This is a genomic window from Acinetobacter courvalinii (assembly GCF_014635545.1).
Lineage (GTDB): Bacteria > Pseudomonadota > Gammaproteobacteria > Pseudomonadales > Moraxellaceae > Acinetobacter > Acinetobacter courvalinii.
Genome location: NZ_BMDA01000001.1, coordinates 530,839 through 549,189 on the forward strand (window position 1 = coordinate 530,839; position 18,351 = coordinate 549,189).

Sequence of the window (18,351 nt, forward strand, 5' to 3'; positions counted from 1 at the left end):
TAATTATGACGTTGCTGAGTTTAAATAATTATCCTTCACTTTCACATAGTGACGTGCCGAGTAAGGTAAAAACTCCATTTCTTTTTCAGTCAGTGCACGCACTTGTTGGACAGGACTGCCGACATAGAGATAACCGCTTTTTAATACTTTACGTGGCGGAACAAGACTACCGGCACCGATCATTACATCATCTTCAATGATGACGTCATCTAACACGACGGTATTAATCCCGATCAAGACGCGATTACCAATGGTGCAGCCATGTAAAGTTACATGATGCCCAACCGTTACATCTTCTCCAATGACCAGTGGAGAACCATTCGGTTTAGATTGATTCTTATGGCTGACATGCAACATACAATGATCCTGTACGTTACTGTTTTTGCCAATCTGAATTGAATTTACATCACCGCGAATCACGGCAAAAGGCCAGACTGACACATTTTCAGCGAGTTTAACATCACCTACAACAACCGACATGTCATCGATATAACAACTTGAATCAACATCTGGTTTCTGGTCGAGATAGGGACGAATGTTCTTTTGCATAGCAGCGTTCGCTTGAAAATTTAGGAGAATTATAAAATAAAAAAGCATTCATACCCAAGAGCATGAATGCTTAATTTAACGATTCTAAAATTTAGAACAAGTTACTGAAGAACATTTTGATATGGTCAATCATACGTGCAAAGAAGCCAGCTTCTTCAACTGGTTTCAATGCGACCAATGGTTTTTCTGCAATCACTTTACCATCCAGACTTGCAACCAGTTTACCTACCACTTGACCTTTAGCTAAAGGTGCATTGAGTTTAGGCTGAACCACAAGCTGAGTTTTGATTTTGTCTGCCTGGCCTTTAGGCATGGTCACATTGAAGTTTTCTGCTAAGCCAATTTGAACATCATCTTGTTTACCGAACCAAACTTTAGCCTTGGCAAGAACCTGGTTGGCTGGTTGAACATTGGCAGTTTCAAAGTTTGAAAAGCCCCAAGCTAAAAGCGTACGTGTCTGATCGGCACGTTCATTCATGCTTGGTGTTCCGAAAATCACTGAAATTAAACGCATTGGGCCGCGTTTACTTGACGTGGTTAAGCAGAAACCCGCTTCATTGGTATGACCTGTTTTTAAACCATCTACACTTGGATCGGTATAAAGCAGGGCATTACGGTTGCCTTGTTTGATGCCATTAAAAGCAAATTCTTTTTCTGAATAAATCGGATAGTATTTAGAACTGTCTTTAATGATGTGCTGTGCAAGGATGGCCATATCTTTGGCAGTTGAATAATGACCTTCAGCTGGCATACCGGTTGAGTTGATAAAGTGAGTGTTCACCATACCAACACGTTTTGCTTCCTGGTTCATCATATGGGCAAAGGTCCCTTCATTGCCCGCGATATGTTCAGCCATTGCTTTAGAAGCATCGTTTCCTGACTGGATAATAATACCACGCAACATTTCTAAAACTGTTGCAGTACCATTCAGTGGAACATACATACATGATTCAGAGCTGCTACCACGACACCACGCAGATTCATTCATGCGTACCTGTTCGTTTTCAGTCAATTCACCCTTTAAAAGTTTCTGCTCAATGATGTAGCTTGTCATCATTTTTGTCATTGAAGCAGGTGCCAGTTTTTCATTTTCGTTTTTGGCAGCGAGAATCTGTCCGGTCTCATAATCCATTAATACATAGGATTTATTATTTAATTCTGGTGGAGCGGATAGGACAGTTGCTGCATATGAAAAGCTTGGCAAAAGTAATAATGCAGCAAGAGCGCTTTTGTGAGTCATTCTAGGTGGTTCCAATATCTTGTATGAAGCAGACGAGCCTAGCATTTTAGGATAAAGCAAAGCCGACTTCTACGGGGGAAATCGGCTTTTTCATACAGTATTGTAACCTGAACCTTAATTGTTCATCTTATTTGGAATAATAATTACGAACGTCATCGCAAATTTGACGGTTATCACTGTCAGAAGCTGCTTTTGCATCATTACGTGCTTCTTTTAAAGCTTCTTTAAAATCCTTACCTTTTACGCGTTTATTCAAGCTTTCAACCGCGTTGGCATCGTTATTCAAATAGGCTTTAACCAGGTTGTCATAAGCTTTATTAAATTTTAGGTCTTTGCCAATCAGGCTTGGACAAATTTCAGAAAGCACATAGATCGCGGCAAGCTCTTGCTTGGTAACGCTATCTGAAGTCGGAGTCACTTCAATCTTTTCTGCTTCTGTAGATTTTTTATCTGCCGCAAAGGCCGTAGGAGCTAGAGCGCTAGAAGCGATGAGAAATGATAAACCTAGTGTTTTAAAAACATTTTTCTTCATAATAAATCAAACTCAGAACAAGACTTAAAGAATTTGAATAACTTATAGCATAGAAGCCGGTAAAAAAATGTATGTTTGCTGTAGGAAACGTGGAGAAACTGTGGGTTTAAATTTTCAGAATCTTAAATTTCTTACAACTTCTAAGGCGTTTTCTATCGTGGATAGGGCGGTTTAGCTATTGGTAGAGGAGCGTAACTTAACTTGACATCCGAGATTAAGATCAACAAGATTAAAAAATAGCCAGCAATGCGTGGGATTGAAAATCAGGATAATTAAAAAAGAACTGGTAAGGAAAAAAAGGAGTAAGGGCATGAATCGATTCAAGGGTGGCGTTGATATCGCACTCAAACTTCCACCTCATCAATATGAAGCAACCATTGCATTTTATCGTGATGTGATTGGTCTTAAACAAATTACAGAAAAAGAACCTGATGTCGGTTTTGAATTGGGCCCAATCAAGCTCTGGATCGCAGCCGTGCCAGAGATGAGTCAGGCAGAACTTTGGCTTGAGCTCTTTACCGATGATTTTACTGAGGCAGCTCACTATCTAAATAAAGCAGGCGTGGTGCGTTGTGATGCAATTGAGCCTTTGCCCGAAGGTTTTAAAGGAGGATGGATTACTAGCCCTGCAAATATTATCCATATGGTGCGTGAACCAGATGCATGGTAATAGTGTTGATCAGATAAGAACCGCTTGTATGGATGATGAGATGGAAGAGGTGTGGTTTTATCCATCTTAATTTAAAACCACACCGATATTTTAAAGCCAGATTAGCCTTCGAAATTCAAGACTTCTTCACATACCGCTTTCTGCTCTGCCTTGTCGACTTCAGCCGCTGCTTCATGAGCATCTTTTAACAGGCTTTTAAATTCAGCATCTTTTTGCAGACTTTCAAGCGAAGCTGATTTGTCAGAATAATTGCTTAAATAGGTGCCGACCATTTTTTTGATGTTCTGATCAAATTTGGCATTTTTCCCAATCAGAGCTGGACACATCTCAATCAGTACCTGTGCATTGGCAATGTCATCTTTAATGAGGGCATCTGCTTCTTTCACTGAAACCGTTTCATCTGCAAAGACAACAGGTGCTGTAAAAAGCGTGAAACTCACCCCAAAAACCTTAATAAAATTAGATAAATGTCTCATGGCTACGTAAATTTTTAATACTAAGAAGCCATAAATATATATAATTCAAGGAATAATTCAATTGAAAAAACTGCTTAGTAACATTGAAGAGAATTGATTTTAGTGAATATTTTAATAGCAAACGATGACGGTGTGTTCGCACCCGGTCTACAAGCTTTGGCTCAAGCCTTAAAACCTTTAGGTCGTGTGGTTGTAGTTGCGCCTGAAAGTGAACGTAGTGGTTATTCAAGTGCATTAACGCTGGACCGTCCTTTACGTCCTGTACAGATCGCTGAAGATGTCTGGGCGGTCAATGGTACGCCAGCAGATTGTGTCTATTTATCCATGAATGGCTTATTTGATTTTGAATTTGATCTGGTGGTCAGCGGAATCAATAGTGGCGCGAATCTGGGTGATGATGTTTTATATTCTGGTACGGTTGGTGCTGCTTTTGAAGGGCGGTTAATGAAGCATCCTGCGATTGCCGTTTCACTGGCGGGCGCCAATGTACGAGCCTATGAGCATCCTGAACATTATGCCAAAGCAGCGCAATGGGTCCATGACTTCATTGCCAAAGGCTTGCCGGTTTTACCGCCGCGACATATCTTTAATATTAATATTCCGGATGTTGAGCAAATTCAAGGGGCTCAAGTGACCTACCAAGGCCGTCGGGCACAATCCAAACCAATCAGCAGTCATGTTGATCCACGTGGACGTCAGGTGTACTGGATTGGATTGGCGGGTGAAGCCGTTACCGATCCGCAACCTGTCTCGGATTATGTCCAGTCAGATTTTTTTGCAGTCTCAAATGGTTATGTCAGTATTACCCCGATCCAGATGGATGCGACCAACTATACCGTATTGGAAAATTTACATGCGCATGTAAATGGTTAAGGGTATGAATGTTATAACTTTGTGAATAAAGAAAGTGAGAACTCGTTTTTTCTCACTTTTTTGATACTCTTAGCGCAAATAAATTGAGGTTTTTTCGATGAGGGCGAAGATGCACTTAAACCATGTCTCGGTTTTTCTATCACAGAAAATGATTAAAACAATCGTTTTGTCTATGGCGGTTGCGACAGTGGCAGTTATGACAGGGTGTGCATCAAAACCGCAAGTCAATGGTGGAGCACGTCATACGCTGCCAGCACCAAACTATTACACGGTGCGTTCAGGCGATACCCTAAGCGGGATCTCAAATCGTTATGGTTTGAACTATCTGAATGTAGCTGCACTGAATGATATCGCACCGCCTTATCGTATTTATGTCAATCAGTCATTGCGTTTAAAAGGCTCGGCTGCCCAGCGTACAACATCGACGCAAGCCATGGCACAAACCGCACCAATCCAGCGCCAAAGTATTAATTTACCAAGCCAGCAACCAGTCGCACCAAAACCACAACCAGTGGTACCACGTCCGGTAGTGCCGACCGTACCGGTTAATCCGTCATCTTCCACTGTGGCCTCAAGCCTGCGTTGGGTGAAGCCATCAAATGGTGCCGTCATTCAAACCTTTAATCTGGCGAGTAATGTCAAAGGTACACGCTATGGTGGAAATGTGGGCGATCCGATTTTTGCAGCTGCAAACGGGCAGGTGGTTTATGCGGCGGATGGCTTGAAAGAATATGGCAACCTGGTGTTGGTTAAACATATTGATGGCTACATCACAGCCTATGCCCATAACAGCAAGATGCTGGTGAAAAGCGGTGATAATGTGACAGCAGGACAGAAAATTGCAGAAATGGGTTCTTCTGGTGCATCGCAAGTCATGCTGGAATTCCAGGTTCGTTTAGATGGAAAACCTGTGAACCCGAGCACAGTTTTACCAAATTAACTAAAGATTATTAATAAACTTTCAATAATTTATTAATAATTCCCCTAGTCTATAAATAGACTTCCTTGTATACTTAATTTGATTGCTTTCATTAGAACAATAAGCATATTAATAAATTAAGTTGAGAGGGAAGTCTATGCTAGATCAATTGCGTGCAATGGGGGTCTTTGCTTGTGTCGTCGAAAAAAGTTCTTTCAGTGGTGCAGCAAGAGAACTTGGAATTACCACCAGTGCGGTCAGTCAACAAATCCGTTCTTTAGAACAAGAAATGGATGTCACCTTACTTCATCGTTCTACCCGAAAACTCAGTCTCACTGAAGCTGGACAGGCATTTTTCCTCAGTTGTCAGGAAATGTTGGCCGCAGCTGAGCGAGGCAAAATCCGCATTAATGAATTACGTGATGATCTGGTAGGCGATTTGCGTATTGCTACCACTCCTGAACTCGGTGCCTTGCATGTTATTCCTGCATTGTCGCACTGGATGTCGGCGCATAAAGGGCTGGCGATTCATTTTGAAGCAGACCATCGTTATATTGACCTGATCGAAGAACGTATTGATATTGCGATACGCATGAGCTTGAAGATGGAAGATCAGCAATTATCTGCTGTGCCTTTAGCGCGGGTAGATCAGGTTCTGGTTGCATCGCCAAGTTATCTGAATCAGGCGCAACCAATCACCCGTCCTGAAGACTTGCGTAACCATGAATTACTGCCGATAACTCTGATGCAAAATTATCAACATTTTACCTTCCGTCACGGCATCAGTGGCGATGTGGTGAATGTGGATATGAAAACACGCTTAGGCACCAATAATGTTTTTGTAGCCAAGGCCTTATGTCAACAAGGACATGGCATAGCACGTATCCTGTATATGGATATTCAAAAAGAACTGATCAATGGATCGTTGGTTGAGGTTCTGCCAGATTGGCAACTACCATCTTATACCTTGCATGCCTTAACCTCTAAACGCGAACAATATCCAATGAAGGTGCATCGCTGTATTGATGCCTTGAAGCAATATTTTGCCCAGTTACCTGGCGGACGCTCGTTACAGGGTGTTGCCTAAGTCAAAAGGCCATGTTCCTCGGAACATGGCCTTTTTGTTTATCTGTTTTTCTTTTTACGCATCGATTTTAGCGTTTTTGCCTCAGCAGTGTTTTCTTCACTTGCTTTGGCTTTTGCTTCTACCTCATCTTTCTTGGTTTTTTTACGCTTTTTCTTTTTCTTTGGCTCGTCCTCTTCCACCGCTTCACCGTCTTCGATGGCTTGCCAGTATTCAAGTTGTTCCATGACTGCAGCATAAATCGAGTTTTTGCTATAGCGACCTTTTTTATCCAGTGTACCCACTGGGCGTGCCATTAGAATTTCCAAGGCCTGGTCAATGGTGTCAATCGCGTGCACATGGAAGAGTCCCGCTTTGACCGCTTCACTCACGTCCTGACGTAACATCAGATGCTGCATGTTTTGACGCGGGATAATCACACCTTGTTTGCCAGTCAAGCCTTGCAATTTGCAGGCATCATAGAAGCCTTCAATTTTGGCATTGACACCGCCAATCGGCTGCACCTGGCCCAACTGGTTCATCGAACCGGTAATTGCCCATGATTGGTCAATCGGGATCTGGCAGATTGCAGAGATCAAGGCAGACAGTTCCGCAACGGTTGCACTATCACCATCGACCTGACCATAGCTTTGTTCAAAAGCCAGTGCAGCAGAGAAGTGCAGGATCTGTTCACGACCAAAGTGTGCTTTTAGGAAGCTCGACATCAACAACACACCTTTGGCATGCAGAGAACCGCCCAGTTCGACGCTGCGCTCAATGTCCAGAATATCGCCGCCACCTTGATACACAGATGCCGTCAGGCGAGAAGGTAGGCCAAACTCGACATCAGCATAATGAATCACGGAGAGGGCATTGATTTGACCTAGACGGTGGCCTGAGGTTTCAATCAATTGGGTGCCACGTGACAGATCCTGCCAGTACAGTTCACGTAAATAGCCTAAGCGGTATTGACGATGATGCAGGGCCTGATTGACATGCTCGTCGGTCACGATCTTGTCGCCTGCCTTAAAGGCATGGTGATGCGCTTCACGAATTAAATCGCCTAAGGTAGATGCATGGAGCGATAATGAGCTTTGATCTTCAGCCTGACGACTTGAATCCGTCAGCAAGGCTGCAAGTGCAGAGCGATCAAAAGGCAATAGTTTGTCAGCTTGTACATAATCCGCGATCAGCTGCATATAGGCCTGCTCATTACTGTCATTACGTTGTAATGTATCTGTAAAGTCGGCACGGATTTTAAAGACACTGCCGAGTTCAGGCTCAACCTCTAAAATTTCATAATAAATTTCAGGTTCTGCTAATAAAACTACTTTTATTTCAAGCGGAACGGAAGCCGGCTCTATAGAAATGCTACCTGTGAGGGTCAACATATGCTCTAGCGAAGACAGTTTAAGCTGACCCGATTTTAAGGCACGTTTCAATCCCTGCCATGCATAAGGTTGCTCAAGCAGTTGCTCTGCTTCCAGCATCAAAAATCCACCATTGGCCTGATGTAATGAACCTGGACGAATCAAGGTAAAATCAGTAGTAATGGTACCGTTATGGGTCAGTTGCTCAACATGGCCTAACAGGTTGTAGTGCGTCGGGAAGTCTTCGAAAATGACGGGCGCACCGCTATTCGGTTTGTTCGACACAATGACATTGGCTTGGTAGCGTGATGGAACACGATTGAATAAAGCAGGGGTAAAGTCATCCTCTTCTTGTTCAAGAATCAGCTCAACATTATCAATAATGTCTTCCGCATAATGTTTTAAATATAGATCCAGACCTTTGACGTCTTTATTTTTATTTAAAATCGATTCTACCCGTGGGGTAACCACTTGCGTTGCGATATCGCGATTTAGACTTGAAACCTGATCACGGGCATCATCTTCCAGATCACCGAGATGTAATCCGAGGCGTTCGAGTTTCTTCTCCATATAGCGAATATTGGAGGTAATTTCTGCACGCTCTTTGCTATTCAGAGTATTCAGGTCAGTCTGCGTCAACTCATGATATTCATTGTCCTTGAGTTGCATGGGGACAAAGACGTGTTTGTCATTGCGTGAAATCAGTTTTAAATCGAGTTCTTCCCCTTCTTTGGTCAGTTCAACCAGTGCCTGCTGTTGAACATCACCGGTATCCTGACGAATACGCTCGATGCGGTTGTGATAGCTTTCAGCACTAAAACGGCGTTCTAACTGTTTAAGAATAATCTGCCATGTTTGCTGTAAGGCATTCTGGAACTTAACCCCTTGTCCTGCCGGGAAGCGTAAAGCAATCGGTTGACGCGGATTTTTAAAATTATTGAGATAGACCCAGTCATCCGGAGTCGGCATGGTCTTGGCATGTTGTTGCAGTAAACGCTTGATCATGGTGCGTTTACCCAGGCCTGCTGTCCCCACAGCAAAAATATTGTAGCCCGAATAAGGCAGTGCGATACCCGCCTCAACGGAAGCGCGTGCGCGGTCTTGTCCTAAGAAGTTATTGAGCGGCTTGATTCGTTTGGTTGAACTTGGTATTTCCGCTAAATCTGGAATATGGGTAAGTTGGTCTGCACGTAGTGCTGTTTTAAGCAGTGTTGGTTGTATGTCCGTCTGTTCAAAAGCGCTTGGAAATGAATTGATCTTCGCTGTAATCGTGTTTGTTGGTGTTAAAGATAAAGTTGTTGCAGTCATTTGATCAAGTTTTTGGGTCACTGTTGCTATCCAACAAATAAACGTAAGTTGAGTAATTAAAGGTATACAGTTTTAGACCTAAAGATCAAGCGAACTTGTGTTTTTTATCGACAAAACAAAAGAATGATTGCATAAAGCAACTTGCAAGCAGGAGCAAGAAACGATTGAATAAGCACATTTATAGATTATTGGAAAATAATAACCAATGACAACGCAAGCCACCGGGTGGGCTTCGGCATTTAAAGCATTTTTAGATCGCCGTGCCCTGATTATGTTATTTCTTGGTTTCTCTGCGGGGATACCGATTTTACTGATTTTTTCTAGCTTGTCTTTATGGCTAGGTGAGGCGGGCATTGAGAAGAGTGCAGTCACTTTTTTCAGTTGGGCTGCATTGGGATATTCTTTTAAATTTGTCTGGGCGCCGCTGATTGATGAATTACCCGTACCATTTTTAACCAAACGTTTAGGTCGACGCCGCGCCTGGCTGCTGATTGCCCAAAGTTTAATTATCTGTGCAATTTGTATCATGGCATTTTCTGATCCGGCGCTTGGGCAGAGTTATTTGATCCAGATGGCTGTAGGGGCAGTGTTGCTGGGTTTCTCGGCGGCAACGCAAGATATTGTGATTGATGCCTATCGTATTGAGCTGGCTGAAACCGAAATGCAGACTGTATTGGCATCCACCTACAATGCGGGTTACCGTATCGGGATGATTGTTGCGGGCGCTGGAGCTTTGTTCTTAGCTGCTTATCTGGGCACTGCGAAAGGAAACTATATTTACGAGGCTTGGAAATATACCTATTTAACCATGGCCGCCGTCATGCTGGTGGGAATCGTTACCACCCTTTGTGTGCGTGAACCACAGGTTAATCGCGTCAATAAACATTACAAAACCACGGATTATTATCGACTGGTCTTTGTATTCTTTATTGCAGTCGCGACATTCGTGGTGAGTTATATTTATTCGGGTAATGTCACTGAAGCAATTTCGAAATCTGCAGATATTAAAGATACAGCCGCATTGTTTGGTCTAGAAGCACTACGCTTTTTGACGGCAACCGCCTCAGCACTCTTGATTGGTTTTGGACTGGTCAAAGTCGGGGTAGTGAATCAGCAAATGGCGAAAGAAACCTGGGTTGCGCCGATTCTGGACTTCTTTAAACGTTATGGTGTAAAGCTTGCGCTGGTCTTGTTATTGCTGATTGGCTTTTTCCGTATCTCGGACATTATTGCAGGCGTCATTTCCAATGTCTTTTACCAGGATCTGAACTTTAGTAAAGAGCAGATTGCGGAAGCCGTGAAGATCTATGGCGTTTTATTTAGCCTGATTGGCGGTTTCCTTGGTGGTTTGCTGGCGCAACGTATGAACATTATGAAACTGATGTTTGTGGGTGCGGTGCTGGCCAGTTCAACCAATTTGATTTTCATTGGTCTGGTGAAGTCAGGTCAAGCACTGGATCAGGTGCAAGTTCAGGTAGGTGAACAGCATTATCAGGTAGATACTGATGAGGTGGGTTACTGGAAGTTGCAAGTACCGAATGAGGTTTTGGCGAAAGCCAATGCAGTTCAGGTCAGTGCCCAGTATCAGAATCAAGCTGATTCAAACATTCAACTTGCAGTGCCTTATTTAATTACTTCACAACAGCCACAAATCCAGTTGTTGCCGATTAGCAACGATGATCAGTTAACGCCAAAAGAGTTAAAACAAAGTCTGGTGGTTAAAGGGCAGTTGGCAGGGATCAAGGCTGAAGATTTAAATGCTGAACGTCCGGTTGTTTTAAAGCTGGATGGTCAGGAATTTGTCGCGAAAGTTGATTCCAATGGTTTATTTACGGGTGCGGTAGACGGCAAGCTTTTGCAAGCATCTAGCAGCAAAACCATTACCGCTTTGGCGAATCTGAAAAATAACACTGGCCATGAATTACTGGCAACCCGACAATATCGTATCGATACCACTGCACCTACAGAAGCGCTAGATATTGATATTCAGCCTGTGGCGGTGATTGATCCAGGGCAGGCTGGCACTGTTGAACTCTCTGGGAAGGTCATTAAGAGCTATAGTTCTTTATGGTTGTATTTGGCGATTATTATCGATAATTTAGCTTCTGGTTTGGCCGGTGCGGCATTTATCGCCTTCCTATCCAGCTTAACCAGCGTATCATTTACAGCTGTTCAATATGCGATTTTCAGTTCTCTCATGACACTCACGCCTAAATTGTTGGGTGGCTATTCGGGAACAATTGTCAGCAATATCGGCTATCCGAATTTCTTTTTAATGACGACTTTAATTGGTATCCCAATTTTAGTTCTTGTGGTTTGGGTTGCGAAACTGTTACGTGATCATGAAAACCAGACAACACAGCAGAAAGGTGAATAACTATGCGCATGTTACATACGATGCTACGAGTAGGTAATTTAGAACAGTCTTTAAAGTTCTACACTGAGGTGCTTGGTATGAAATTGCTACGCCAACGTGACTATGAAGAAGGACGTTTTACGTTAGCATTTGTCGGTTACGGTGATGAAAAAGACAATACCGTACTTGAGCTCACACATAACTGGGATACCTCTAGTTATGACTTGGGTAATGCTTATGGTCACATTGCCATTGGCGTAGATGATGCTTATAAAGCCTGTGAAGAAATCAAGGCGCGTGGCGGTAAAGTGGTGCGTGAAGCGGGTCCGATGAAAGGTGGTGTTACCGTGATTGCCTTTGTTGAAGATCCAGATGGTTATAAAGTTGAATTGATTCAGCAAGATCAGGATGCCTATAACAACTGATTCTGGCCTGATTGGTTGAAGATTTTTGAGCTAAAACGCTAGCTTTATTGAAATAGCCCAGTATGATGAGTAATTTGATCGAATGGTTGAATTATTCGCCATATTGGGCTTTTTCATTATTAGTGTGGATAGGGATAGTTATGTTGAAATTATTGGCATTGGACCGCTTTACAATTTTATTGGTTGTGATGGTGATACTGGCAACGTTTTTTCCAGTTTCAGGTCAGGTTGCACATTATTTTAATATTCTGACGACTGTTGCAATTGCCGTACTTTTTTTCTTGCATGGGGCAAAACTTTCACGTGAAGCTGTGGTTGAAGGCATGTTGCACTGGAAAATGCATGCTTTAGTGTTTGCTTTTACTTTCTTGGTCTTTCCAGCGATCGGCTTGTTGGCAAAGCCGGTGTTAGAGCCCTTACTCGGTCAGCAACTGTATTGGGGCTTCCTGTTCATGTGTTTCTTGCCATCCACGGTGCAATCCTCTATTGCATTTACCTCGATGGCTAAAGGCAATGTGGCAGGGGCAGTGTGCAGCGCGTCTTTCTCTAATATTGTCGGCATGATGATTACCCCGATTTTAGTCAGCTATTTTATTTTAGGCCAAAGTCAGCATGATTTTGATCCAACCGAATCGATTCTGCAAATTACTTTATTGCTACTAGTGCCGTTTGTGTTGGGTCAGTTGTTACGCCCTTATATTTTTCCTTATATGGTTAAAATGCCAAGTCTGGTCAAGGCTTTCGATCAGGGATCGATTCTGATGGTGGTGTATGGCGCGTTTAGTAGCGCGGTAATTGCTGGTTTATGGCAGCAGGTGAATGGCCTGACACTGTTTTATTTAATCTTAGCATGTTCGGTGCTGTTAACCATCGTGATGTTGCTGGCGTTATACGTGCCAAAATGGCTGGGCTTTAGCCGAGCAGATCAGGTGACAATTTTCTTTTGTGGCTCCAAGAAAACGCTGGCAAGTGGCGTACCGATGGCCCAGATTCTGTTTATCGGACAGCCTTTGGGGATGATTGTGCTGCCGATTATGATTTTTCATCAAATCCAGCTCATGGTCTGTGGCATTATTGCGAATCACTGGTCAAAATCGAATCAAGAATAGTTCGCAAAATTTAATTTATTGGCGTATAATGCTCGCCACTTGTTGGCTTTGCTCTGACCTTTAGAGTCTCGGTGAGTCAAAAGAAATGGTCTGTTGTGGTGTTGATCTGCACGTGTGCGAACACGTTGCTTTCCTCATGTTGAGAGTGATCAATTGCGATAACAGCTTAAGCCTTTCTTACTTAATAGGAGCATCGACCATGCGCGCCGATATTCACCCTAAATACGAAAAATTAGTTGCTACTTGTTCATGTGGTAACGTTATCGAAACTAAATCTGCGCTTGGTAAAGAAACAATTTACCTTGACGTATGTTCAGCTTGCCACCCATTCTACACTGGTAAACAAAAGAATGTGGATACAGGCGGCCGTATCGACAAATTCAAACAACGTTTCTCTGGTATGTCACGTTCTATCAAACGTTAATATCAAGAAAGAAAAAACGGGCAATATGCCCGTTTTTTTATGCCTGTAGATTATTCGATTGAGGAACTTATGGCAGTTCCCCAATCCTGAGAAAGGGTTATTGATCCTGTACGTCAGTAAGACGGTCCAGTTTTTTCTGGAAATAATTGCCTTGCAAGAACCGTGCTTCGACATTCCATGCATTGGCAAACAGGTTCATGTCGTTGAGTTCGGTTAAGAAAATCTCGACAGGTTTTTGCCCGATAAAGTGCAAGATTTTCTCTTGTAGAGCGGCCATTTCTTTTTCAGCACTCAGCATTTGAGTAAGTTTGCTGTGCAAGCTCAGATATTGAACATCGATTTGCTGCAACATCGAATCGCTATAGAGCGAATCACCAAAACCACGGATGGAAATCTCGGCACCGTGCTGACGCAATAGCGCGATTTGTGGCTGCGCTTGTGACAGGTTTTGTTGTAGCGCTTGTTCAGAGAACTGCAAAATTAAAGGATGAGCTTGCTTGCTGCCAATAATGGTTAATAGTTTCGCCACCAGTTCTGGCAGCTTTTTATCATTCAGCAAGACCTGATGATTGAGGTTTACAATCAATTTCGCCTTTGGATATTGGGTAATAAAGTTGTGCAACTGCTTACAGGCTTCAACAAGAATCCAGCGATCCAGTTGAATCGATAGCTCAGGATCATCTTTCAGGTCGGCAAGATCACTTAAATCCTGCCACTGGTTATTATAGATAAACCCGCCAGATACTTCATAAGTATGGGTGTGTTGATCCTGTTTGTCATAGAGCTGCTGATATTTTAAATGGATATCGCCTGCATCCAGTTTCTTTTTCAGCTCTTGTAACAGGGTTAACTGCACAGCAACAGGAATATGTTCTGTGGTCAGGCCAATATCTGCATCAATCTTCGGACTGTTAAATACAGGTAGAGGAACTAGGAAAGCCTTGGTTAACACCTGTTCAAAACGAACTTCATCTGCGATAGGCTGGGTAATTTCGCAATAGCCTAATTTTAAATGCAGTGGGAAGGTGTAGTGATCGGTCACTACCAATTGCGGTTTTTGTAAGCCATTCAAACCCATCAGCAGGGAATTGAGCACGCTCTTTGATTCGGCCTGAAATAACGAGACATATAAACCATGTTCTACCTGACAGACCGGCACATTTACCTGTTCTTTAATGAAGTGAGGAATATTGGCAAAATATGCACGAGTGCCACGCCAATCGGTTTGGAAAACCTCACTTGGACAATTGCTTAAGCTGAATAAAACCAGCGCATTGGCATTGGCCGGGTGATTGCTAAGCTGGCGGTTAATATGTTGTAAAGCGCTGCTTAGACTGGATGCTTTCTCGGCAGGCGCGGCTGTTGAAGATGTGGCTGCCGCTTGAGATGAAGTGCCACATTCAATATTGAGCTGGATTTCATCTTCATTGCCTGAAGGTAAGAATTCCAGTTGAAGGGGATTCTGCTTCACTGTCGCGTTTTGGGTGCGAAGTTCAAAGCGGCCTTGTTCAAACTGTCCTTGAGAAATCTTTTTAAAGCGCAGTTTAAACTGGCTTAAATCCTCTGGCTGCAACACATCCAGAATCGGCAAGCCAATTAATTCTTCTGGATTGGCAAAACCAAATAGATTGGCGTATTCGGCATTCACATGCATGTGAATGCCTTCCTGCAAAATAGCAACCGCTTTATGGCTTTCTGCAACCAGTGATTGTGCTTGCGTTTGTGCGGCTTCCAGTTCATTCAGTAAACGATGTTCTGCTTGCACTAAACGACTATAAGAAAGCGCACGAATGATACTGATATAGAATTTTTCTGGTGATTTCAGATTCAGGATGTCATAAATGCCTTTATGAATGTAGCTCTGATATTGATCGGCTTTATAATCCTCAGGTTCAAGCAGGAGAACAGGCAAATTGGGTTGTGCTGAGGCTTGAATCAGGGAGAGGGTCTGTTCGATTTTTAAGTCGTAGGCCCGACCAAAAATCACAATATCCCATGGTAAATTCAGCTGTTTCTCGAAGGTTTTTAGATCATCGAGTAAAGTGGCTTTAATTTGATGGTCTTGAGCTGTAAATAAAGCTGAAATCTGATTATAACGAAGCTGGTTGTCATCAATAATCAATAAACGTGTTTCAGTGCGTTTTAATTTTTTAGAGAGTAAAGAATTTCTCACTTTAAAGCTTCCCATAAATCTTGATCAATGGTGTCCATATTCTTTTGAGCCATATATCGCTGAAGGATCGGTTGTTCCTCATCATTCAGCAGTTCAAAATCAAATTGAACAAAACTCTGGGTTATTAATTGTGCGTTTAATAAATACACTTTTACTTCCTCTTTCCCCAATCTTAAATAAACAGCTTGGTGTTCTCGAAAAATTTGTGAACCTGGTAAAATTAAAGTTGTTTTGGTTTCATCCAAATTCTGGTTTTTTAATAAAAGTGTCGGATGATAATTGCTGATATGGCGATCTGCCTGAACCCGTACCGCACAAGGGAAGATTTCCTGTGCCAGTACTTCCAAACCGAGTTCCAGACTTTTCTCGGTCGATTGTTTGAGCCAACGAATCACACCGCCACGCCAATGCCCATGCGATGTTTCTTTAACTAGAATGTATTCTCCTGTTCTTAAGTTTTTTGGTGCCTCCCCAGACCATTTAATACGATAACCGTTCACACTAATATCTAGGATATCGGCTTGGTAAACGGCTTTACTTTCACGGCTTAAACGTTGAATTGCCGATTCTTGATTGTCGGTTGAACTTTTTTTGTCCCAGGACGACATAAACTTTGATTCATTTTGTAGACCGTAACTATGGTCTAATAAGAGTGTTTCTGAAAAATTCTTGGCTTTGGACAGATAGAAGTGGGCCGTAAGTAAACCAAAGCAGATATGTAATTGAGCGGAATATTCATAACGCTCATGTCGACGCTCTGCCGTGGTACCAAGAATGGTTTGCACATGGAATTTCAATGCAGGGGTTAAATAGATCTTCTCATTCTTGGATACATACTCTGCATTTTTGTGTAAGGTCGCGGTGACATGGTCCAGCAGACTATGCGTGCTGATAAAAATATTGGGATTAAAGCCAGAGCTTTGTTTTTTATTATAAATTGGTGGGTGATCTTTAGTCGTATCGACCACATATTTGGTCAGGTCTGTTTCTTTGGTCAGGATCTGGACCATTTTTGCCCAGTCAAAACTACACTGGAATAAAGCCTGAATCTCGGATTGACGGATTTGATTGGTATTAAAAATATCCATCAAAATCAATTGTGCATAGGCTTGCGAGATATTGCTTAAGGCATTGGGTTTACCTTGTATCTGATCCAGATTGGTATGCTGATATTTATGAGTCACGGCGGCATCATAAAGCTGATGGGCAATGAGCCATTGTCCTGCTACAGGTTCGCTATACAACATATGTTGTTGATAGAGCAGTTGGGTTAGTTGTTGCAAGGACTGAAAAGTGGCTAGCGTTCGTGCGGTTTGCAGATTTTTCTTTTGGTTAAGCGCGAAGATGGAGAACTTCTGCTGATCGAGCTGATCGTTACTACGACGCACAATATTGATATAGATTGCTGCAAAATAACAGCGCAAGAGCATGGCCAGTTCAATAATGTGTTCATTACGGTCTGAACTGATTATGCCCTGATTGAAAAAGTTCTTTTCCAGACTTCCTAACACATTTTCAATAGTGGGGTGTAACACCTGCACCAGATCGAAACGTAAGGTTTCAGGGCACTCAAGTTCACTCAGTTCAAGTAAGGCGGCGAATAATGCTTTAGAGGTATCGCCCAACTGCATGATGGACAAGTTGGAAATCCATTCATTTAGACTTTTCGAATTGGTATCGCAAAAGCTGAGTTTGTCTCGTCTCAAGACAGTTGGAATTTGAAAAATATCCGAAAAAGCATTATTCATCATTGTGTTATCAATCTCAGAACGTTTGAACCCCAAAAAGCGGTGTTTTATTTTTTTCGCCCGCAATTTCCCTGACAAGTTTTGGTACCAGATAGCCTGGCAAACTTGCTAATACATCAGTATATATTTGATCTATCTCTGAAGATCTTAAATCAAAATGCTGAGCCCCTTTGACTTTATCTAAAACATGAAGGTAATAGGGCATTACTCGTGCTTCAAATAAACGGCTACTCAATGCATTTAAAGTTTCTGCAGCATCATTCACACCTTTAAGTAAAACCGCCTGATTAAGCACAGTAATATGGTGGAGTGATAACTGTAATAACTTCGAGCAGGTGAAATCATCCAGCTCAGCTGCGTGATTTGAGTGTACCACTACTACAATGCGTAGCCTACTGTTTTTTAATATAGAAATCAGCTCATCATCAATACGGTTCGGGATCACAATTGGAACGCGTGAATGAATTCTCAATATCTTGAGCTGAGGGAGAGATGCTAGACGTTCTAGCCACAACGCAATTTTTCGGTTACTTAGTGTCAGTGGATCGCCACCACTTAAAATCACTTCATTGATCTGTGGATTTTGTTCAATATAGGCTTTGATATTGATCCAGTCGTCATTTTTAGGCAGGTTTTCCTGATAAGGAAAATGGCGACGAAAACAATAGCGACAGTGGATGGCACAGGCACCCGTCAGCGTGAGTAAAAAACGCGACTGATATTTATGCAGAACCCCAGCCATTTGATTGGCGGCTTCCTCACCAAGCGGATCGGTCACGAACTCAGGATGTTCTTCCAGTTCCAGATGATGTGGCAAGACTTGTAGCAACAGAGGGTCTAGAGGATCGCCAATGTTCATTTTTCCGACGAATGCACGCGGGACGCGCAATTTAAACTGTTCAGAGGCCAAGATTGCCCCTGATAATAGTTGGTCGGTAGATAACTCAAGCAGATTTAACAGCTCTAAAGGATCAGTAATTAGGTCACTGAGTTGCGATTGCCAGTTTTGCTCTTGATGTAAATAGTTTATCATGCCATACGTTAAAAATAGTGTTAGTGTTACACCAGTGCGTGTAGTCTAACATTAATAGATTTGAGTTTTAAGTTTGGAGTGCG

The 18,351-nt window shown here is 42.6% G+C and carries 16 protein-coding genes; 8 read left to right on the forward strand and 8 right to left on the reverse strand.

Going from position 1 to position 18,351, the window contains the following annotated elements; all coding sequences use genetic code 11:
* Nucleotides 1–3 precede the first annotated feature (3 nt).
* The 3 genes from IEV39_RS02370 to IEV39_RS02380 all read right to left on the reverse strand — a co-directional run bounded on the left by IEV39_RS02370 (nt 4) and on the right by IEV39_RS02380 (nt 2,321).
* Nucleotides 4–549: a gamma carbonic anhydrase family protein gene (locus tag IEV39_RS02370; RefSeq protein WP_005287279.1), complete on the reverse strand. Its 546-nt coding sequence runs from the start codon at nt 547–549 to the stop codon at nt 4–6.
* A 91-nt stretch (nt 550–640) separates the two neighbouring features.
* Complete coding sequence (gene dacC / locus IEV39_RS02375) at nt 641–1,789, reverse strand: D-alanyl-D-alanine carboxypeptidase PBP5/6 (protein ID WP_005231398.1); 1,149 nt, start codon at nt 1,787–1,789, stop codon at nt 641–643.
* A gap of 127 nt (nt 1,790–1,916) precedes the next feature.
* A complete protein-coding gene (locus tag IEV39_RS02380) occupies nt 1,917–2,321 on the reverse strand; it encodes an MCR_0457 family protein (RefSeq protein ID WP_005231397.1) in 405 nt (134 codons plus the stop codon).
* 310 nt (nt 2,322–2,631) lie between these two features.
* On the opposite strand from IEV39_RS02380, the gene IEV39_RS02385 reads away from it, so the two are divergent.
* Nucleotides 2,632–2,991: a VOC family protein gene (locus IEV39_RS02385; RefSeq protein WP_005287277.1), complete on the forward strand. Its 360-nt coding sequence runs from the start codon at nt 2,632–2,634 to the stop codon at nt 2,989–2,991.
* A 101-nt stretch (nt 2,992–3,092) separates the two neighbouring features.
* Here IEV39_RS02385 and IEV39_RS02390 read toward each other — a convergent pair whose 3' ends face one another.
* Nucleotides 3,093–3,467, reverse strand: a complete 375-nt coding sequence (locus IEV39_RS02390; protein ID WP_005287272.1) for an MCR_0457 family protein — start codon at nt 3,465–3,467, stop codon at nt 3,093–3,095.
* 102 nt (nt 3,468–3,569) lie between these two features.
* Here IEV39_RS02390 and surE point away from each other — a divergent pair, with 102 nt between their 5' ends.
* The 3 genes from surE (at nt 3,570) to IEV39_RS02405 (ending at nt 6,346) form a co-directional block, all read left to right on the forward strand.
* A complete protein-coding gene (gene surE, locus IEV39_RS02395; RefSeq protein WP_005231390.1) occupies nt 3,570–4,340 on the forward strand; it encodes a 5'/3'-nucleotidase SurE in 771 nt (256 codons plus the stop codon).
* A gap of 109 nt (nt 4,341–4,449) precedes the next feature.
* Nucleotides 4,450–5,280 (forward strand): peptidoglycan DD-metalloendopeptidase family protein, encoded by an 831-nt coding sequence (locus IEV39_RS02400; RefSeq protein ID WP_005231389.1) that lies wholly within the window; start codon nt 4,450–4,452, stop codon nt 5,278–5,280.
* 136 nt (nt 5,281–5,416) lie between these two features.
* Complete coding sequence (locus IEV39_RS02405) at nt 5,417–6,346, forward strand: LysR family transcriptional regulator (RefSeq protein WP_005287268.1); 930 nt, start codon at nt 5,417–5,419, stop codon at nt 6,344–6,346.
* A gap of 38 nt (nt 6,347–6,384) precedes the next feature.
* Here the strand turns inward: IEV39_RS02405 and IEV39_RS02410 are convergent, their stop codons facing one another.
* Complete coding sequence (locus tag IEV39_RS02410) at nt 6,385–9,021, reverse strand: Lon protease family protein (protein WP_005287265.1); 2,637 nt, start codon at nt 9,019–9,021, stop codon at nt 6,385–6,387.
* 184 nt (nt 9,022–9,205) lie between these two features.
* Here IEV39_RS02410 and IEV39_RS02415 point away from each other — a divergent pair, with 184 nt between their 5' ends.
* From IEV39_RS02415 to rpmE, 4 genes are all read left to right on the forward strand, one after another.
* On the forward strand, nt 9,206–11,377 hold the full coding sequence (locus tag IEV39_RS02415) for an AmpG family muropeptide MFS transporter (protein ID WP_005287261.1): 2,172 nt from the start codon (nt 9,206–9,208) through the stop codon (nt 11,375–11,377).
* 2 nt (nt 11,378–11,379) lie between these two features.
* On the forward strand, nt 11,380–11,781 hold the full coding sequence (gene gloA, locus IEV39_RS02420; protein ID WP_004770462.1) for a lactoylglutathione lyase: 402 nt from the start codon (nt 11,380–11,382) through the stop codon (nt 11,779–11,781).
* A 134-nt stretch (nt 11,782–11,915) separates the two neighbouring features.
* Nucleotides 11,916–12,890: a bile acid:sodium symporter family protein gene (locus IEV39_RS02425; RefSeq protein WP_171067746.1), complete on the forward strand. Its 975-nt coding sequence runs from the start codon at nt 11,916–11,918 to the stop codon at nt 12,888–12,890.
* Nucleotides 12,891–13,089: 199 nt separating this feature from the next.
* Complete coding sequence (gene rpmE, locus IEV39_RS02430) at nt 13,090–13,314, forward strand: 50S ribosomal protein L31 (protein ID WP_005231378.1); 225 nt, start codon at nt 13,090–13,092, stop codon at nt 13,312–13,314.
* Nucleotides 13,315–13,411: 97 nt separating this feature from the next.
* On the opposite strand, the gene IEV39_RS02435 is transcribed toward rpmE, so the two are convergent.
* Genes IEV39_RS02435 through epmB form a run of 3 tightly spaced genes read right to left on the reverse strand, consistent with a single transcriptional unit; the run spans nt 13,412 to nt 18,268 of the window.
* Nucleotides 13,412–15,502, reverse strand: a complete 2,091-nt coding sequence (locus tag IEV39_RS02435; RefSeq protein ID WP_005287256.1) for an EAL domain-containing protein — start codon at nt 15,500–15,502, stop codon at nt 13,412–13,414.
* Nucleotides 15,484–17,238 (reverse strand): cyclic-di-GMP receptor FimW-related protein, encoded by a 1,755-nt coding sequence (locus IEV39_RS02440; RefSeq protein WP_005287253.1) that lies wholly within the window; start codon nt 17,236–17,238, stop codon nt 15,484–15,486. The genes IEV39_RS02435 and IEV39_RS02440 overlap by 19 nt, the downstream gene beginning before the upstream one ends.
* A gap of 13 nt (nt 17,239–17,251) precedes the next feature.
* Entirely contained in the window at nt 17,252–18,268 is a 1,017-nt protein-coding gene (epmB, locus tag IEV39_RS02445) for an EF-P beta-lysylation protein EpmB (protein ID WP_005287251.1), read from the reverse strand.
* Between the last annotated feature and the right edge of the window lie 83 nt (nt 18,269–18,351).

Coding starts and splice junctions, on each gene's coding strand:
- IEV39_RS02370 (WP_005287279.1), bottom strand. CDS start 549: ATGCAAAAGAACATTCGTCCCTATCTCGACCAGAAACCAGATGTTGAT.
- IEV39_RS02405 (WP_005287268.1), top strand. CDS start 5,417: ATGCTAGATCAATTGCGTGCAATGGGGGTCTTTGCTTGTGTCGTCGAA.
- epmB (WP_005287251.1), bottom strand. CDS start 18,268: ATGATAAACTATTTACATCAAGAGCAAAACTGGCAATCGCAACTCAGT.
- gloA (WP_004770462.1), top strand. CDS start 11,380: ATGCGCATGTTACATACGATGCTACGAGTAGGTAATTTAGAACAGTCT.
- dacC (WP_005231398.1), bottom strand. CDS start 1,789: ATGACTCACAAAAGCGCTCTTGCTGCATTATTACTTTTGCCAAGCTTT.
- IEV39_RS02400 (WP_005231389.1), top strand. CDS start 4,450: ATGCACTTAAACCATGTCTCGGTTTTTCTATCACAGAAAATGATTAAA.
- IEV39_RS02385 (WP_005287277.1), top strand. CDS start 2,632: ATGAATCGATTCAAGGGTGGCGTTGATATCGCACTCAAACTTCCACCT.
- IEV39_RS02415 (WP_005287261.1), top strand. CDS start 9,206: ATGACAACGCAAGCCACCGGGTGGGCTTCGGCATTTAAAGCATTTTTA.
- IEV39_RS02440 (WP_005287253.1), bottom strand. CDS start 17,238: ATGATGAATAATGCTTTTTCGGATATTTTTCAAATTCCAACTGTCTTG.
- IEV39_RS02390 (WP_005287272.1), bottom strand. CDS start 3,467: ATGAGACATTTATCTAATTTTATTAAGGTTTTTGGGGTGAGTTTCACG.
- IEV39_RS02380 (WP_005231397.1), bottom strand. CDS start 2,321: ATGAAGAAAAATGTTTTTAAAACACTAGGTTTATCATTTCTCATCGCT.
- IEV39_RS02435 (WP_005287256.1), bottom strand. CDS start 15,502: ATGGGAAGCTTTAAAGTGAGAAATTCTTTACTCTCTAAAAAATTAAAA.
- rpmE (WP_005231378.1), top strand. CDS start 13,090: ATGCGCGCCGATATTCACCCTAAATACGAAAAATTAGTTGCTACTTGT.